Source organism: Kitasatospora sp. MY 5-36 (assembly GCF_001182915.1).
Classification (GTDB): Bacteria; Actinomycetota; Actinomycetes; order Streptomycetales; family Streptomycetaceae; genus Kitasatospora.
Genome location: NZ_LFVW01000224.1, coordinates 1 through 16,839 on the forward strand (window position 1 = coordinate 1; position 16,839 = coordinate 16,839).

A 16,839-nucleotide genomic window follows, 5' to 3' on the forward strand; every position below is an offset into this window, starting at 1 on the left:
TAGGCGCGGAAGCGGGTGCCGAGCAGCCGTGCCAGGACCGGGCGGTGCGCCGCGCGCGCCTGCTCGGCGGACTCCAGCAGCCAGGCGACGCCGCCCTCGCCGAGCGGGGTCCGGCCGTCCTCGCCCGCGCTGTGCCACTCCAGCCAGGCGCGCTGGACCGAGTACTCCTCGGCGGCGCCGCACAGCACCCGGTCGCAGTGCCCGCCGCGGTACAGCCGGGCGGCGTAGCCGAGGGCGAGCAGGCCGGCCGACCAGCCGCCCGCGATGGTGCTGTTGGGGCCCTTGATGCCGTGCCAGATCGCGCACTGGCCCGCGGCCCGGTTCATCACGGTGTTCGGGAACCTGGCCGGGTCGACCAGGTAGGGGCGGTCGCCGGTGAGCGAGTCCCTGGTGAAGTCCATGATGCTCTGCACGCTGCCCGAGCCGGTGCCCAGGACCAGGCCGACCCGTTCGGGGCGGTCCAGCAGGCCGGGCCCGCAGCCGTCGAGCAGGGTGCCGAAGGTGTGCACGGCGAGCGCGGTGACCCGGTCCATGGTCCTGGTGCCCTTGCGGCCGAGGGCCGCGGCGGCGCTGAAGTCCGGTACCAGGGCGGCCTGTTCGTAGGGGCCGGGGTACGCGGTGCGGTCCAGTGCGGCGACGGCGCCGGTGCCCGCGCGCAGCCCCGCGCCGAAGGCCTGCGCGCCGACCCCGAAGGGCGAGACCGCCGACCAGGCGGAGAACACCGGCTCGGGCACCGCCCGGTCCGGGCCGGCCGGCCGGGCCCGGGCCCGGCTGTCGGTCGCCGTCATGCCCGGCCCCGGCCGAGGGCCTTGCCCGCCTTGCCGGTCAGGGCGTCGGTCAGCCGGTCGTCGAAGTCGACCAGGCTCCAGTCGCGGCGGTTCTCGATCACCGCCCAGCCGTGGGTGATCCGGCCGGTGGCGGTCGGCACCAGGACGCCGTCGCGCAGCACGTAGGCGTCCATCCGCGCGGTGTAGGTCAGCCGCTTGAAGACGCTCTCGACGGTGTAGACGGTGTAGAGCGTCTCCTCCATCAGCGCCTCGTCGAGGAGGGTGATCCGGGAGTGCGGGACGACCGGGATCCAGTCCTGCTCGTCCAGCAGGGTCTTGATGGAGACGCCGCGGTCCGCCAGGAAGAGGTCGACGACCTCCTCCATCTGCCGCAGGTACCCGGACATCTGGACCCGCTCGGTGAAGTGGCAGTAGAAGTACGGCATCCGCCACGCCCAGCCGAAGGCGTTGCGGCCCGCCGTCAGCTGCTCGAGCGGGTCGGTGCCGGGCTCCAGCGGGACGGGTGCCGCGCCCGCGCCCAGCCGGTCGACGGTGAGCCCGACGAGCTCGGCGGGCGGTTCGGCGACGGCGTGGCCGCGCGGGTCGGAGCGGAGGTGGACGCTGGCCTTGGCGGCGACGGCCTTCACGGTCTCGCCGGAGCGCTCCACGGTCAGCTCCACGCCCAGGCGCAGCCCGCCGCCGTCCTGGGCGGGCAGCCGGCGCACGGTGGCCGTCACCACGTCGTCGATGTGCAGCGCGGTGAGGATCTTGGTGTCGAGATCGGTGAGGTCGACGCCCAGGCCGTACCGCTCGAAGAGCTCCCCGGGCGGGAACCCGTGCTGCCGGGCGTGGTCGTAGACCGCCTCCTCGACCAGGTAGTTGACGTGCTTGAAGCCGATCCAGGTGCAGATGTTCGAGCCCTCGTAGCGGGGGCGCAGCCGCACCCGCGTGGTCGGGTCGGCGGCGGGGGCACTGCTGGTCATGGCAACTCCTGGGGTGAGAGGGTGGTGGCGTCGGCGTGCGGCGCCCCGGGCGCGGCGGCGCGCAGGAACTCGCACACCAGCCGGGTGACCAGGTCGGGCCGCTCGACCATCGGGAAGTGCCGACAGCCCGGCAGCAGTTCGTACCGCGCCCCGGGCACCCGGGCCGCGAGGGCCCGGCCGTCCTCGGGCCGGGCGGCGGTGTCCCGCTGCCCGGACAGCACGAGCAGCGGCGAGCCGACGGCGCCGAGGTCGAGCGTGGGGGAGCGCAGGTAGGCCTCGAAGAACCGCATCCAGCCGTACGGCCCGACCTGGTCGCGCAGTTGGCGCGCCATCCAGTCGCGGTGGGACCGGGCGAACCGCGCGGTCTCGCCGACCTCCAGCGCCTCCTCGAAGACGCGGTGGAAGTCGTTGAGGTAGTACGAGATCACCGACCAGTCGAAGTCCTTGGGGCTGGGCCGGTAGAAGGGGCTGATCAGCACGGTCGGCCGGGGCGCGGTGCGGCCGGCCGCGGCCGCCTCGACGACCAGGTTCGCCGCGTACGAGTGGGCCACGACGGCGTCGAAGCGCTCGTCCAGCAGCTCGACCAGGAACCGGCCGGGGTCGGGTCGGGCGCCCCAGCCGTCGCCCTCGGACTGGGCACGCCAGGGCAGTTCGACGTCCCACAGCTCGAAGGCGGCCCCGGCCCGCCGGACCAGCGGGCTCCACACCGAGGGTTTGCCGCCCAGGCCGTGCAGCAGCAGCACCCGGACCGGGTCGGGGCCCTCGGCGGCCCTGCGCAGCCGGGGGGTGGGCGCGCTCATGCGTCCGGGTGCGCTCGGTACGCGCCGAGGATGAGCACCGCGTTGTTGCCGGCGAAGGCCAGCGCGTTGTTCTGCACGATGCGCACCTCGGCGGGGCGGGCCCGGTTGGGGACGGGGTCCAGGCCGCACTCCGGGTCGGTCTGCCGGTGGTTGATCGTCGGGGGGATGAATCCCTCCTTGATCGCCAGCGCGCAGGCGGCGGAGGCGAGGGCGCTGGCCGCGCCCATGGTGTGGCCGAGCATGGACTTGATGGAGACGGTCGGCGGCGGGGTGGCGAACACCTGCCGGATCGCGCCCGCCTCCGTCACGTCGTTGGCCTTGGTGCCGGTGCCGTGCGCGGAGATGAAGTCGATGTCCTCCGGCTTCACCCCGGCGTTGCGGTGGGCCAGTTCGATGCAGGCGGCGAGGCTGTCGCGGTCCGGCGCGACCGGGTGGTGGGCGTCGCAGTTGAGCCCGTACCCGAGCACCTCGGCGTAGATCCCCGCGCCGCGGGCCAGTGCCGACTCCAGGCTCTCCATCAGCAGGATGCCGGCGCCCTCGCCGGTGAGGATGCCCTTGCGGTCGACGTCGAAGGGCTGGCTCAGCTCCGGCGCGATGGTGCCGAGCCGGTAGAAGCCGGTGAAGGTCTTGCGGCAGACCGCGTCGGCGCCGCCGGACAGGGCGACGTCCGCCTCGCCCGAACGGATCGCGTCGAAGCCGGAGCCGATGGCGTAGTTGCCCGCGGCGCAGGCGGTCGCGATGGTGACGGCCTCCACGTCGGTGAGCTCCAGTTCGCGCACCACGCTGCTGGACAGCAGGCCGGCCGCCGACCGGCGGGCCACCACCGCAGGCAACCCTTCGGGTCCGTGGTGGAGTTGGTGCTCCGTCAGGGCGTCGAGGTCGCGCGACTCGCCGTCGGTGGTGCCGACCGAGACCAGGACGCGCCTGGCGCGGAGCTCCTCCAGGGCGAGGCCCGCGTCGGCCACCGCCATCCTCGCCGCCGCGACGGAGAACTGGCTGGCCCGGCCCAGCTCTTCGGGATCCCCGTGCTCGATCCACTGGGCCGGGTCGAAGTCGTCGATCTCGCAGCCGTTCGCGTGGGCGTAGCCCGTGGTGTCGAAGGACGTGATCGGCTTGACGCCGCTGCGGCCGCTGCGGAGCCCGCCGAGGAACTCGGCCGCCCCGGTGCCGATGCTGGTGACCGCGCCCAGCCCGGTGATGACGACCCGGCGCGGTTCCCGGTCTCCGCTGCCCACCATTGCTGACTCCGTTCTGTCGACTCGGCGCTGCGGCGGGCTACTTGGACAGGCTCTCCTGGACGACGGCGACGACGCCGTCCAGGTTGACCATCCGGATCAGCTCGGCCTGGTCGATCTCGATCGAGAAGGTCCGCTCCAGCGAGGAGAGGATCTCGATGGCGCCCAGCGAGTCGGCGTTGTGGTCCTCCTTGAACCGGCTGGTGTCGGTGACCTCGTCGGCCTCCAGTTCGAGGATGTCGCAGACGATCTCCTTGATCTGGGCGCGCTGTTCGGTGGTGACGACCGCGGTGCTGGGCATTTCGCCTCCCGGTGAGGGGGTGGGTGCGACAGATGATGATCTGAATTCTTCTCGCCCGCGCTGACGGACAACTGACGTGCAACTGACGGTCGTTGATCGGCTTGACAGTGCTCGCCAACACCTGTCAGTCTCAACTTTCAGGTAGGAGGAAGAGGGTGGGGGTGCCGACAAGCGCGGAACTACTGGCCCTGCTCGCCGCCGTCGGGCACACCCAGCGCCTGCGGATCATCGGCGAACTGGCGCAGGGCCGGGTCCACGTCAGTGAACTGGCCCGGCGGCTGGGCATGTCCAGGCCGCTGCTCTACATGCACCTGGAGCGGCTCGAACACGCCGGCCTGGTCGCCGGCGCGCTGGAGCTCTCCGATGACGGCAAGGCCATGAAGTTCTTCGAACTCACTCCGTTCGACATCCGCGTCACGGTCGACACCGTCATCGCCGCCCTCCGGGAGGACCGGGCGCAGGTCGACGGGCGCAACGCGACGCCCGAAGGCAGCGACGCCTGAACCAGGCGCCGCCCGGAGGAAGGCGCGACGCCCGAAGGAACAGAAGGGACCCTCATGAGCGGCGGCGTGATCGCCATCGTCATCACACTGATCGTCATCGGCGGGATCAGCGTCAGCATCGTCTCGTACTTCACCCTCCAGCGGCACCGCGCGGACGCCGCCGCGATGGCCGCCTACCGGCAGCTGGCCGAGGAGACGCTGACCGGACAGAAGGCGCTCCGGGGTGAACTGCGGGCGCTGACCGCCAGGTTGGCATCGGTCGAGGACCTGCTGCGAAGCGTCGACGAACTCTGAACCACCCGTCCCACCCGTTCCATCCGCGCCGTCCGGCGCCATCCCGTCCCATCCGTCCTGGTCACCCACGGAGTCGCCATGACCACCGCCACCGTGCACGGCATCGACGATGCCGTGCGACTGAGGAACGTCTGCCGTGGCTACGGCAACGAGCGCAACCGGGTCGTCGCCCTCGACGACGTGTCGGTGGGCTTCGGCCGCAGCACCTTCACCGCGGTGATGGGCCCGTCCGGCTCCGGCAAGACCACACTGCTGCAGTGCGCCGCCGGGCTGGACCGGCCGGACTCCGGCTCGGTCTCGCTGGACGGCATGGAACTCGCCGGGCTCAGCGAGAAGGAGCTCACCAGGCTCCGCCGGGACCGGATCGGCTTCATCTTCCAGGCCTTCAACCTGCTGCCCGCGCTGAGCGTGGCCGACAACGTGGCCCTGCCGCTGCGGCTGGCCGGGCGCCGACCCGGCCGGGAGAGCGTCGAGCGGGTGCTGGAGCAGGTCGGCCTCGGCGCGCGCAGCAACCACCGGCCCGGCGAGCTGTCCGGCGGCCAGCAGCAGCGGGTCGCCATCGCCCGGGCCCTGATCACCCGGCCCGCGGTGCTCTTCGGCGACGAGCCGACCGGCGCGCTGGACACCCGCACCGCGGTGGAGATCCTGCGGCTGCTGCGCCAGGCCGTCCACAACGACGGGCAGACCGCCGTCATGGTCACCCACGACCCGGTCGCCGCCTCCTACGCCGACCGGGTGCTGTTCCTGGCCGACGGGCGGATCGTCGACGAGCTGAGCGGCGCCTCGGCCGACACCATCGCCGAGCGGATGACCCGGCTCGGCGCCTGGGGCGACAGCTCCGACGGCTCCGGCACGGCGGTCGCCTCCGGCGCCCCCGTCGCCCGCGGCGGAGAGGCGGCCCGCTGATGTTCGCCCTGGCCCTGCAGACCCTGCGGTTCCGCAGGACGAGCTTCATCGCCTCCACCGTCGCGCTGTTCTTCGGCGCGGTGATCCTCACCGCCTGCGGCGGCCTGATGGAGACCGGCATCCGCCACCGGGTGCCCCCGTTCGCGGCCGTCCCGCCGGGCACCCAGCAGGCGGCCAGCCGGCTGATCTCGATGTCCGCGGTGTTCGGCGGGATCGCCGCGATGGTCACCGTCTTCATCGTCGGCTCCACGCTGGCCCTGGTGGTCCAGCAGCGGCTCGGCGAGATGGCGCTGCTGCGCGCGATCGGCACCCTGCCCGGCCAGCTCCGCCGGATGATCGTGGTGGAGACCCTGGTCGTCGCGCTCGTCGCCGTCGCCCTCGCCCTCGTCCCGGGCTACCTTGCGGGCGGGTGGATGCTGGAGCAGATCGCGGCCAGCGGCGTGGTCACGAAGGGGATCACCTACCACGCCGGCTGGATCCCGATGGTCACCGCGGGCGGCACCTCGATGCTCGCCGCGCTGACCGCGGCCTTCATCGCCTCCCGGCGGGCGGCGCTCTCCCGGCCCGCCGACGCGCTCGCCGAGTCCCGCCTCCAGCACCGCTGGCTGAGCGGCCCGCGGCTGGCCTTCGCGGTGCTCTGCCTGGCCGGCGGCACCGCGCTGGCGGTGGTCACCGGCACCGTGATGAACGGCGAGGTCGCCGCCAGTACGGCCGGCCCCTCGGCGATGCTCTGGGCGGGCGGGATCGCCCTGCTCGGCCCCGGGCTGACCAAGGTGCTCACCGGAGTGTTCCACCGCCCGCTGCGCGCGCTGTTCGGCCTGACCGGGGACCTGGCGATGGACAACGCCCGGGCCCGCCGGATCCGGATCGCGGGCGCGGTCAGCCCGGTGATGCTGGCCACCGGGCTGTCCACCGCGCTGATCTACCTCCAGACCACGCTCTCCGCCGGCCAGGGCGGCGACGGGGTCGGCGCCTGGGTGGACTACCTGCTGGCCGGCAGCATCATCGCGTACGCGGTGATCTCCCTGGTCAACACCCTGGTGGTGGCCGCCGCCGAGCGCCGCCGGGAGTTCGCCCTGCAACGGCTGGTCGGCGCCACCCCCGGCCAGATCCTGGCCATGACCGGCATCGAGTCGCTGCTCGTCACCATCGTCGGCACGGTGCTGGGCACCTTCGTCGCCGCGGCCACGCTCGCCCCCTTCCGGATGGCGCTGGACGGCTCCTGGCTGCCCCGCGGACCGGTCTGGATCTACCTCTCGATCGTCGGGTTCGTCGGGGCGCTGACCGCCCTCGCCAGTGTCTCGGCCACCGGCGCCGCCCTGCGGACGCCGCCGGCCGAGGCGCTCGCCACCCTGTGACCGGCCCCGGGCCCGGACCACTCCGGGCCCGCCCGGCCGGCCCCGCCCCACTGCACCCGGGGCGGCAGGAAGGACTCCAACTCGGCGAACTGGTCCGGGTGTCGGATGACCCACGACCAGTACCCGGGAATCGTGCGGGCGTACTCGCAGTAGTAGCGCCGGAGCGTGGTGAGCAGTCTGCGCTGGATGTCGTCGGTCACCGAGTCGCTGCGCCACACCAGCAGCATGTCGGTGCCCTCGGCGACGGAGACCGGGACGAGCCGCACCTCGCGGGTGACGCCGGTGGGCGGCGTCAGCGCGGCGGCCCGGACGTCCCGGACCCAGTTCATCGCCTCGTGGTGGCCGTCGACGTAGTGCAGCACCTCCAGGTCGGCCCGGCCGACGGCGGCGAACAGCTGCTTCTCGATCGGGTGGAACCAGTGGTCGCGGGTGTAGCGGACCCACCGCAGCGAGGCGAGCTGCGCCGGGCTCACCGCCTCCTGGCCGACCAGGTGGTGGTCGTGCGGGAGCGCCACCCAGACGGGCTCCCGCACGATCACCGTGCTGGCCAGGGCGGGTTCGTCCGCCTCGGCCGAGGCGGCCAGCGCGACCCCGGGCACCATCGCGGCGTGTAGGGCGCCGCGGGACACCTGCGCGATGGCGGCGTCGGGGCTGAGCGTCTCGGTCTGCACCTCCTTGACCGGCAGCGCGGACTTGAGCGCGCTGCGCAGCGACGGCGGCGTCCACTCGGCGTTCCCGAACCGGAACACCTCCGAGAAGTGCGCGGCCGCCTCGGCGATCACCCGGTCCGCGTGCTGGACGAGTTCGGCCAGAATCGGGATGAGCCTTTCCCCCAAGGCGGTCGGAATGGTTCCGGTTCTGGTCCGTACGAACAGCTCGCCGCCCACGGCTCTTTCGATCCGCTTCAATTGTGCGGTGAGGCTCGATTGGGGAAGGCTCAATTGGGCGGCGGCTCTGGAAATGCTGCCCAGCCGGTCGATGGTGGTAACGATCTTGGCATGCCTCAACTCAACGTCCACTGGGCCCCCGTCCGCGATTCCGACTTCCTCGCGTAGCCACCAGGAAAAATCCAAGGCGGTCGCCACGCTAACAGAGTGATCCTTGACCGTCCACAGTCGGAAGCGGCGTGAACGGGCCGGAACGGGACGGGGGTCGGGAGGGGGGAATGCGCGGCGCGGCCGGTGATCGGAAACCGGTATTCCGGGATTTTCCGGAACGGGCATATGCCGAGCGGGATCAGGCCGGTACGGGTCCGGCGAAGTCGAGCACCCGCCGCGGCTCGCCGAGCAGGTCGGCCTGCCGGAGGATCGCCTGGTAGGCGTGGTGCAGCGCGCGGCCGGGCTCCAGCCCCAGGTCGTCGGCGAGCCGGCGGCGGGTGCTGTGGAAGACCTCCAGCGCCTCGGCCTGCCGGCCGTCGCGGTAGAGCGCGAGCATCAACAGCTCGCTCAGGCGCTCCCGTTCGGAGTGCTCGACGGCGAGCTGCCGCAGTTCGGACACCGGGACCCGGGCCGAGTCCACGGCGAGCTTGGCGGCGGTCAGGTCCTCGTACGCGCTGATCCGGCGCTCCTCCAGGTGCGCCGCCCGGATCCGGCAGCGCAGCCCGTCGCAGGAGTCCATCAGGGCGCCGCCGCGCCACAGGCCGAGCGCCTCCTCCAGGGTCGCGATGGCGCGGTCCGGGTCGCGCCGGGCGAGATCGCCGCCCGCGTCGGCGAGCCGCAGGAAACGGTGCGCGTCGATCGCGTCCGTCGGGACGTCGAGGAGATAGCCGCCGTTGGCGGTGCGGAGGGTTTCGTCGCCCTTGCGGCCGGTCACGGATTCCAGCAGCCGGCGCAGTCGGCCGACATTCGCCTGGAGGGCGTTGCGGGCATTGGCCATCGGCTGGTCGCCCCATAACTCGTCCACGATCTCGTCGAACGGGACCGGGATCCCCGGTGAGGTCGCCAGCAGGGTCAGCACGACGCTGGTCCGCTTCGACGCCATGGTGTAGTGCACGTTCTCGTGCGACAGGAGCAGCGGACCGAGAAGCTTGATTTCCACAGCAGCACCCCATGATTTTCCGAGCCGTCCAGGTGAGTCTGCGCGACGCCGGTGCGGACCGGGAGATACCAGCCGGGCGGCGCGGCCGGGGGCGGATGGTATGACACGCCCTGTGCATGACACCCGGAGGGGCGCCGGATCGACGGGGGAGCGATCCGGCGCCCGGCTCGGAGGCGGGGGTGCGGCCTCGCCGCGCCACCCGGGACGGGCCGACGGGGACGCACCGTGACGGCGGGCCCGTATCTGTCGACCTGTCAGAAGAATGCTACAGGGGGCGGGTTGAGCTGTCCATGGGAAGTCGGAGGTGCGGCTACGACTGCCCGGCGCCCCGGCCGTAGCGGTCCAGCTCGTGGAAGAAGCCGTCCACGACGGCGAGTTCACCCCGGGCGGCCAGCTCGTCGTAGACGTACCGGCCGACCGCGAGGTCGAGCACGCCGAGCCCGAACGGCGAGAACACCACCGGCCGGTCGGTCGGCACCCGGACCTTTCCGGCCATCACCTCGTGGAGCGTTCCGTCGATGAAGTCCCGGTTGCCGGTGAGCTGTTCGGTCAGGTGCGGGGAGGTCTCGGCCTTCAGGCAGTGCTCGACGTCGTCCAGCACGTTGGCCGAGGCGAGCAGCACCTCGGGCGCCAGGTCGCGCAGCGAGACGTTGAGCACCACCGGGTTGTGGGAGAACCACGAGGGGTCGGTGAGGTGCGGCTTCGCGGCGACGGTCGCCAGGACCACCAGGCCCGAGGCGCGGACCAGCTCCTCGGCGCTCCCGTGCACGGTGATCCGGGGCGAGGCGCCGCCCTGCTCCCGGTCGGCCCGCTCCGGGTCCGCGCGCTCCAGGTAGGAGCGGAAGCCGGCCGCGTGCTCGGCGGACAGGTCGTGCACCCCGACCTCGTCGAACTCCCAGCCGGTGCGGGCCAGATAGGTGTGGATGTGCCGGGCGATCAGCCCGGTGCCGATGAAGCCGACCCGCCGCGGCCGGGGCCGGCCGGCGGAGAGCCGGTCGGCCGCGAGCGCGGCCGAGGCGGCGGTGCGGGCGGCGCTGATGATCGAGCTCTCCAGGCAGGCGATCGGGTAGCCGGTCGCGGGGTCGTTGAGCACCAGCACCGCGGAGGCCCGGGGGAGGCCCGCGGCCACGTTCTCCGGGAAGCTGGAGATCCACTTGATCCCGTCGACCGGCGTGTCGCCGCCCACCGAGGCCGGCAGCGCGATGATGCGCGAGCTGGGCCGGTCCGGGAAGCGCAGGAAGTACGACGGCGGGTTGACCGTGTCCCCCTCGCCGTGCACCCGGTAGGTCGCCGCGACCAGGTCGACGGTCTGCTTCTCGTTGCCGGACAGCACGCCGTGCACCTGCGCGCCGGGGACGACGGCGAACTGCGGGATCTGCCTCTGCTGCGTCATGAGTGGCTCCGTCTCGGGGGAGATCTGGCCACAGCAGTGTGGCTGACCTGCGCTGACACCTCGCTGATGGTCAGTCAGGCGTTCGAATGGTCCGACAGGTACGGGTCAACCCGACCTGCGACTTTCGACCAGTGCCAAATGACCTGGTCGGACCTTACGAGGATGCCTAGAGTCACTCTCTGGTGGCGCCGCCCTCAGCTTCTACCAGCGGGGTGACGACCGACGGCGCCACCTCGGCCGGTATCCGGCACCTCCCCTGCCGGAAACACGTGGACCACCGAAGAGGAGTCACCAGTGCTCGACCGGGTTGTGATCGTAGGCGGCGGAACAGCGGGTTGGATGACGGCTTCGTACCTGAAGGCCGCGTTCGAGGACCGGGTGGACATCACCCTCGTGGAATCCGGCAACATCTCCCCCGTGGGCGTCGGCGAGGCCACCTTCAGCGACATCCGCCACTTCTTCGAGTTCCTCGGACTCAAGGAGAAGGACTGGATGCCGGCCTGCAACGCGACGTACAAGCTCGCCGTCCGCTTCGAGGACTGGCGCGAGCCCGGCCACTACTTCTACCACCCGTTCGAGCAGATGCGCTCGGTCAACGGCTTCCCGCTCACCGACTGGTGGCTCAAGCAGGGGCCGACCAGCCGGTTCGACAAGGACTGCTTCGTGATGGCCTCGGTCATCGACGCCGGCCTCAGCCCCCGCCACCTCGACGGCGCCCTCATCGACCAGCCCTTCGACGAGGGCGCGGACGAGATGCAGGGCCTCACCATGTCCGAGCACCAGGGCAAGACCCAGTTCCCGTACGCCTACCAGTTCGAGGCCGCGCTGCTCGCCAAGTACCTGACGCAGTACGCCACCGACAGAGGCGTCAAGCGCATCGTCGACGACGTCCAGGACGTCCGGCTCGACGACCGCGGCTGGATCAGCGGACTGCGCACCGCCGAGCACGGCGAGCTCACCGGCGACCTCTTCATCGACTGCACCGGCTTCCGCGGGCTGCTGCTGAACAAGGCGCTGGAGGAGCCGTTCATCTCCTACCAGGACACCCTGCCCAACGACAGCGCCGTCGCCCTCCAGGTGCCGATGGACATGGCGAAGCGCGGCGTGCTGCCCTGCACCACCGCGACCGCCCAGGACGCCGGCTGGATCTGGACGATCCCGCTGATGGGCCGGGTCGGCACCGGGTACGTCTACGCGAAGGACTACCTCTCGCCGGAGGAGGCCGAGCGGACCCTGCGCGCCTTCGTCGGCCCCGCCGCCGCCGACGTCGAGGCCAACCACATCCGGATGCGGATCGGCCGCAGCCGCAACTCCTGGTCCCGCAACTGCGTGGCCGTCGGCCTCGCCAGCGGCTTCGTGGAGCCGCTGGAGTCCACCGGGATCTTCTTCATCCACCACGCCATCGAGCAACTGGTCAAGTACTTCCCGGCGCAGGACTGGAACCCGGTCCGGCGCGACCTCTACAACCGGGCCGTCGCCCACGTCATGGACGGGGTACGGGAGTTCCTGGTCCTGCACTACGTCGCCGCCAAGCGCACCGACACCCAGTACTGGCGGGACACCAAGACCCGGAAGATCCCCGACTCGCTGGCCGAGCGGCTCGAACTCTGGAAGGCCCAACTCCCGGACTCCGAAACGGTCTTCCCCTACTACCACGGCCTGCCGCCGTACTCCTACATGAGCGTCCTGCTGGGCATGGGCGGCATCGAGGTGGCGCACTCCCCGGCCCTGGACCTCTCCGACGGCGCCGCCGCGGAACGGGAGTTCGCCCAGATCCGGGAGAAGACCGAACGGCTCGTCGCGACGCTGCCCAAGGCGTACGACTACTTCGCCCGGATGCGCTGACCACGATCCCGGGAAAGGGGCCCGTTCGTCATGGACGTCCTCCAGCTCCTGACACGCGTCGTGCACGCGGCCGCCGTCCTCGGCGTCGTGCTGCTGATCGCCGTGGCGGGCAGGAGAGTCGCGCGCCGTCTCCGGCAGCCGGAGGTGATCGGGGAGATCACGGGGGGCCTGCTGGCCGGGCCCGCCGTGATCGCCCTGGCCGGCCGGCCCGCCTTCGACGCCGTGCTGCCGGGGCCGGTGTTCGACCTCGTCAAGACCGTCGCCGAGGCCGCCCTGGTGCTCTTCCTGGTCGGCCTCGCCCACAAACTGCGCCGCGGCCGGGACCGGCTGCCCCGGCGCGCCACCACCTGGATCACCGTCGGGGCGCTGGTGCCGCCGCTGGCCACCGGAGGCCTGCTGGTCGGGCTGATCGCGCTCACCGGCGACCGGGCGGCCCGCGGCGGCGCCCCGCTGCCGGCCTTCCTCCTGATGGTCGCGGTCACCATGGCCATCACCGCCGTCCCGGTGATGGCCCGCATCCTGGCCGACCGCGGGATGAGCGACGGCGTCCCGGGCCGGCTCTCGCTGGCCTCCGCCGTCGTCATCGACGCCTGCGGCTGGCTGCTGCTCTCCCTGGCGATCAGCCTGGGCGCCGGGGACCCGGCACGCTCGCTGCACTCGCTGCGCGCCCTGGCCGTCGGCGTGGTCTGCGCGCTGGCCATCCGCTACGCGCTGGGCACCCGGACCGCGTCCCGGCTCTGCGGCCGCTCGCCCCAGGCGATGGCGGTCCTGGTCGCGGTGGCCGCCCTCGCGGTGGCCTTCGCCATGAAACACCTCGGCATGACGTCGATCCTCGGCGCGGCACTGGCCGGGCTGGCGGTCCCGCACGACGACGGCGGCCCGTGGACCCGGGTGGGGTCCACGGTCTCCCGGTCGGGGCAGTTCCTGACCCCCGCCTTCTTCGTGGTCACCGGGGTCACCGTGCTCACCGGCGCCTTCTCCGCCACCTCCGGGGTGCTGATCGCCGGCACCGTCCTGCTGGGCTTCCTCGGCAAGGGCCTCGGCGGCTACCTCGGGGCCCGGATCGGCGGCCAGCCGCCCCGGACCGCCCGGCGGATCGGCGCGCTGATGAACACCCGCGGCCTCACCGAACTGATCGTCCTCCAGGCCGGCTTCGCCTCCGGGGTGCTGCCCGCGCCGCTGGTCCTGGCACTGGTGGTGATGGCACTGGTCACCACGGCGGCCACCGGGCCGCTGCTGGAGCTGTTCGACCGGATGGAGGGCCGCCCGGCGGCCGAGGGGATCAGCGCGACGGCCATGGCGCCGGTGGAGTCCGTCGAGACAGAAAGCGGTGCGAGATGACCGAGTACGCGGGCGACCGGGCCCGGTTTCGGGCCGGGGCCTCCGGGGCGTCCGGAGCCGTGGGGACGGCGGGAGCCACCCCCGACGAGTTCCGGGCCATGATGAGCGGGTTCCCCACGGGTGTGAGCGTGGTGTCCGCCACCGGCCCCGACGGCGCCCCGAGGGGCATGACCTGCTCCGCGGTGTGCAGCGTCTCACTCGACCCGCCCACCCTCCTGGTCTGCCTGCGCGACGGCAGTCCCACGCTCGAAGCGGTCACCGACAGCGGCCTGTTCGCGGTCAACCTGCTGCACGAGGACGCCCAGGGGACCGCCGAACTGTTCGCCTCCGGCAACCCGGACCGGTTCCAGCTGCTCCCCTGGGAGCAGGCCCCGGAGGCGGCCGGCCCGCACCTGGTGCGCGACGCCCACACGGTGGCCGACTGCGACGTGGTGCTGGCCCAGCGGGTCGGCGACCACGTCACCGTCTACGGCGAGATCCGCCGGGTCGTACGGCGCCACCACCCGCGGCCGCTGCTGTACGGGCTGCGCCAGTTCCGGGCCTGGCCGCGGAGCTGATCCCGGAACGGCGGGAAGGGCGAGGACCCCCGGCACCGGACGGCGGCCGGGGGTCCAGCCCGCTGTGCCTACGAGGCGAGGAGGTGCGGGGCGCTCCGCGGCCGGGCCCCGCGGGCCGGCCGCTCGGACCGCTCGCAGCCCGTCGCCGCCGGCCGTACCGGCCCGCCGTCCAGCAGCGCCATCCCGAGCGGCGTCACCGAGTGCAGCACGGTGTTGCGCACCCGGCGGGTGGTGATCAGCCCGCTCCGGCGCAGCACCGCCGCGTGCTGGCTGGCGCTGGCCGCCGAGATGCCCAGCCGGTCGGCGAGCTGGCTGGTCGTGCAACTCGCCCGCAGCGTACGCAGGGCGGCCGCCCGGGTCTGGCCCACCAGGGCGCCGAGCGGCCGCGAGCCGCTGTCCCGCTCCTGCCACAGCTGGGCCCCCTTGCGGGCGTGCGGCGGGGCCGCGAACACCAGCACCACCTGCGCGTCCGGCCCCTCGGCGTCGATCGCCAGGCCCGGCCGGTGGTTGAGGAACACCGAGGGGGTGAGCACCAGGCCCCGGCCGCCCAGCCGGATGTCCTGGTCCGGCCCGCCGGGGATCTCCAGGACCGGCGCCCGCCAGGTCATCCGGGGGTGCGCGGTGGACAGCAGCAGCTCCACCCCGCCGGCCATCACGATCCGGCCGCGTGCCTCGCACTCGGCCACCAGGTAGGCGTGCAGGTGCTGCCAGAACGGCGCCACGGCCAGCTGCCAGGCCTCCAGCAGGCAGGCGTCCACGCCCGCCCCGGGCCGCTGCGGCAGCTCGGCGGCCTCGGACGCGTCGAACGGCCCGGACGGCTCGGGCGGCGCGTCGGGCGCCTCCGCGTACCGCAGCGCCTGCCGGAGCAGCGAGTCCACGTCGTGCTCGGGACGGCTGCGCGGGCGGGGCACCGGCCGCCGGGGGAGGCGCTCGTTCACCTGCTTTCGCCACCGGGCGTACGGCGCGCTCACGCCGCGGTCCAGCAGGTCGCAGGCGAAGGCCGATTCCACGAGCGGGCCCATGGTGCTCTTCAGTCGGGTTCTGGCGAGGTCGGCTGCGGTGAAGTGAATCCTCTGCACGATGAAGGTCCCCGTTTCCGTGTCGATGAGGGAGAAATCGACGTGGCCCGGCCGCCGCCACGCGGGCAGGCCGGGCCCTTCCTCGGATGGATCGGACGTCGCCGCTACGAGGCCCGGGCGGTGGAGGCCTCGCGCAGACTGCGCGGGCGCATGTCCGTCCAGTTGGCCTCGACGTAGGCCAGCGCCTCCTCGCGCGGCCCCTCGGCCAGGGCCACCGCCCAGCCGTCCGGCCGCTCGGCGAACGCGGGCCACAGCGAGTGCTGGCCCTCGTCGTTCACCAGCACCAGGAAGGTCCCGTCCGCGTCGTCAAAGGGGTTCGACATGTCGCACACTCCATTCCGGGTAGGGCGCGGTGCGGCCCTCGGGTCATCGGCGCACGCGGGACAACCGGGTGGGCCCGCTCCGCACATGCTCCCTCGGCTCGCTGACATGGTGCTGACCGCACCCTGATGGGGCTCCGGCGAGCCCGCCGGAACCCGGGAGGAGCGGTGAACTCTCCTTGGTCACAACGAATATGACACAACGTCCGCTCCGATACCGGCGTTCCGCACCGTTGCGGCCGGCGGCGCGGAGCCCGGCCGGGGGAGCCGTTGCGGCCGACGTCCCGGACGGGCGCCCGCACGGACGTGCCCCCGAACGGACGGCCCCCGCACGGACGTGCCCTACCATGGCCCCGTGTTCCTCTTCCGTGACTAGGGCCCCGCGCGGCGACCGCACCCCGGTGGTGCGGTCCTTCGGCGTCCCGGTCCACCGGCGCGCGGCGCGCGCCAGCTCCAGAGGAACCGCTCCATGTCTTCGTCCTACGCGACGGTCCTGCGCACCCCCGGCGCGGTCCGGCTCTTCAGCGCGGCCCTGACCGGCCGCCTCTCCTACGGTGTCGTCCCGCTCTCGCTCCTGCTGGCCGTCGCCGCCACGACCGGCTCGTACGCCCGGGCCGGCTGGCTGACGGCGCTGTTCGCCGCCTCCAACGTGCTGCTCTCACCCGCCCGGGCCGGGCTGGTCGACCGTCACGGCCCGCGCCGGACACTGCCGCCGATGGCGGCCGGGTACGCGCTGGTGCTGCTCGGCCTGGCCGCCGCCACCTGGCGCCCCGGCGTCCCGTACCCCGTCCTGCTAGCCCTCGCCGTGGCGGCCGGCGTGCTCGCGCCACCCCTCGGCCCGGTCACCCGGGCGCGGTGGAGCGCCCTGCTGTCCGATCCCGGGCTGCGCCGCCGGGCCTACAGTCTGGACACCGTCGCCGAGGAACTCCTGTACGTCACCGGCCCGTTGCTGGCCGGGGTGATCGCGGCGACGGCCCGCCCGGCGCTCGGACTGGTGCTGGGCGCCGCCCTCGTCCTGACCGGCTCCCTCGCCCTGGCCGCCTCGGTCCGCGGTGTCGGGCCGGACCGCGCCGAGGCCGACTCCGCCGCGACCGGCGGCCGTTCGCGCCCCTGGCGGCCG

General features: G+C 73.0%; 18 protein-coding genes and 1 pseudogene. 8 read left to right on the forward strand and 11 right to left on the reverse strand.

Annotated features, from left to right (window positions below; all coding sequences use genetic code 11):
• From AE652_RS16530 to AE652_RS16550, 5 genes are all read right to left on the reverse strand, one after another.
• Window positions 1-788 (reverse strand): beta-ketoacyl synthase N-terminal-like domain-containing protein (locus AE652_RS16530; RefSeq protein WP_053112086.1); only part of this gene is annotated, 788 nt, incomplete at its 3' end.
• Window positions 785-1,750 carry a hypothetical protein gene (locus tag AE652_RS16535; RefSeq protein ID WP_049652155.1) on the reverse strand — a complete coding sequence of 322 codons (966 nt, stop codon included), beginning with the start codon at window positions 1,748-1,750 and terminating at the stop codon, window positions 785-787. The genes AE652_RS16530 and AE652_RS16535, both read right to left, overlap by 4 nt.
• Entirely contained in the window at window positions 1,747-2,550 is an 804-nt protein-coding gene (locus tag AE652_RS16540) for an alpha/beta fold hydrolase (protein ID WP_199823099.1), read from the reverse strand. The genes AE652_RS16535 and AE652_RS16540 overlap by 4 nt, the downstream gene beginning before the upstream one ends.
• Window positions 2,547-3,788: a beta-ketoacyl synthase gene (locus AE652_RS16545; protein ID WP_049652156.1), complete on the reverse strand. Its 1,242-nt coding sequence runs from the start codon at window positions 3,786-3,788 to the stop codon at window positions 2,547-2,549. The genes AE652_RS16540 and AE652_RS16545 overlap by 4 nt, the downstream gene beginning before the upstream one ends.
• 37 nt (window positions 3,789-3,825) lie before the next feature.
• Window positions 3,826-4,086: an acyl carrier protein gene (locus AE652_RS16550; RefSeq protein ID WP_049652157.1), complete on the reverse strand. Its 261-nt coding sequence runs from the start codon at window positions 4,084-4,086 to the stop codon at window positions 3,826-3,828.
• Between the two features lie 155 nt (window positions 4,087-4,241).
• Between AE652_RS16550 and AE652_RS16555 the strand changes: the two genes are divergently transcribed.
• The 4 genes from AE652_RS16555 (at window position 4,242) to AE652_RS47380 (ending at window position 7,147) form a co-directional block, all read left to right on the forward strand.
• Window positions 4,242-4,589 (forward strand): winged helix-turn-helix domain-containing protein, encoded by a 348-nt coding sequence (locus AE652_RS16555; protein ID WP_198959344.1) that lies wholly within the window; start codon window positions 4,242-4,244, stop codon window positions 4,587-4,589.
• A gap of 54 nt (window positions 4,590-4,643) precedes the next feature.
• Entirely contained in the window at window positions 4,644-4,883 is a 240-nt protein-coding gene (locus AE652_RS16560; RefSeq protein ID WP_049652159.1) for a hypothetical protein, read from the forward strand.
• A gap of 78 nt (window positions 4,884-4,961) precedes the next feature.
• On the forward strand, window positions 4,962-5,789 hold the full coding sequence (locus AE652_RS16565) for an ABC transporter ATP-binding protein (RefSeq protein ID WP_049652160.1): 828 nt from the start codon (window positions 4,962-4,964) through the stop codon (window positions 5,787-5,789).
• Window positions 5,789-7,147: an FtsX-like permease family protein gene (locus AE652_RS47380; RefSeq protein ID WP_049652161.1), complete on the forward strand. Its 1,359-nt coding sequence runs from the start codon at window positions 5,789-5,791 to the stop codon at window positions 7,145-7,147. Before AE652_RS16565 ends, AE652_RS47380 begins: the two co-directional genes overlap by 1 nt.
• Here the strand turns inward: AE652_RS47380 and AE652_RS44035 are convergent.
• The 4 genes and pseudogenes from AE652_RS44035 to sbnB form a co-directional block, all read right to left on the reverse strand.
• Window positions 7,039-7,983 carry a substrate-binding domain-containing protein gene (locus AE652_RS44035; RefSeq protein ID WP_234348408.1) on the reverse strand — a complete coding sequence of 315 codons (945 nt, stop codon included), beginning with the start codon at window positions 7,981-7,983 and terminating at the stop codon, window positions 7,039-7,041. The two genes, AE652_RS47380 and AE652_RS44035, sit on opposite strands and share 109 nt — an antisense overlap.
• Window positions 7,984-7,986: 3 nt before the next feature.
• Window positions 7,987-8,370, reverse strand: a pseudogene (locus AE652_RS48210) (LysR family transcriptional regulator); the annotation flags it as partial.
• Window positions 8,371-8,383: 13 nt separating this feature from the next.
• Entirely contained in the window at window positions 8,384-9,184 is an 801-nt protein-coding gene (locus AE652_RS16590; RefSeq protein ID WP_234348407.1) for an AfsR/SARP family transcriptional regulator, read from the reverse strand.
• A gap of 310 nt (window positions 9,185-9,494) precedes the next feature.
• On the reverse strand, window positions 9,495-10,577 hold the full coding sequence (gene sbnB, locus AE652_RS16595) for a 2,3-diaminopropionate biosynthesis protein SbnB (RefSeq protein WP_049652165.1): 1,083 nt from the start codon (window positions 10,575-10,577) through the stop codon (window positions 9,495-9,497).
• 294 nt (window positions 10,578-10,871) lie between these two features.
• On the opposite strand from sbnB, the gene AE652_RS16600 reads away from it, so the two are divergent.
• The 3 genes from AE652_RS16600 to AE652_RS16610 are packed head-to-tail and all read left to right on the forward strand — an operon-like array spanning window position 10,872 to window position 14,320.
• On the forward strand, window positions 10,872-12,422 hold the full coding sequence (locus tag AE652_RS16600; protein WP_082345771.1) for a tryptophan halogenase family protein: 1,551 nt from the start codon (window positions 10,872-10,874) through the stop codon (window positions 12,420-12,422).
• Window positions 12,423-12,452: 30 nt separating this feature from the next.
• Window positions 12,453-13,763 carry a cation:proton antiporter gene (locus tag AE652_RS16605; RefSeq protein ID WP_049652167.1) on the forward strand — a complete coding sequence of 437 codons (1,311 nt, stop codon included), beginning with the start codon at window positions 12,453-12,455 and terminating at the stop codon, window positions 13,761-13,763.
• Window positions 13,760-14,320 (forward strand): flavin reductase family protein, encoded by a 561-nt coding sequence (locus AE652_RS16610; RefSeq protein ID WP_082345772.1) that lies wholly within the window; start codon window positions 13,760-13,762, stop codon window positions 14,318-14,320. Before AE652_RS16605 ends, AE652_RS16610 begins: the two co-directional genes overlap by 4 nt.
• A 68-nt stretch (window positions 14,321-14,388) precedes the next feature.
• On the opposite strand, the gene AE652_RS16615 is transcribed toward AE652_RS16610, so the two are convergent.
• Both AE652_RS16615 and AE652_RS16620 read right to left on the reverse strand, forming a co-directional pair.
• Entirely contained in the window at window positions 14,389-15,399 is a 1,011-nt protein-coding gene (locus AE652_RS16615; RefSeq protein WP_082345773.1) for a helix-turn-helix domain-containing protein, read from the reverse strand.
• 104 nt (window positions 15,400-15,503) lie between these two features.
• On the reverse strand, window positions 15,504-15,722 hold the full coding sequence (locus AE652_RS16620; protein ID WP_049652169.1) for an MbtH family protein: 219 nt from the start codon (window positions 15,720-15,722) through the stop codon (window positions 15,504-15,506).
• Window positions 15,723-16,188: 466 nt separating this feature from the next.
• Between AE652_RS16620 and AE652_RS16625 the strand changes: the two genes are divergently transcribed.
• Window positions 16,189-16,839 (forward strand): MFS transporter (locus tag AE652_RS16625; RefSeq protein ID WP_049652170.1); only part of this gene is annotated, 651 nt, incomplete at its 3' end.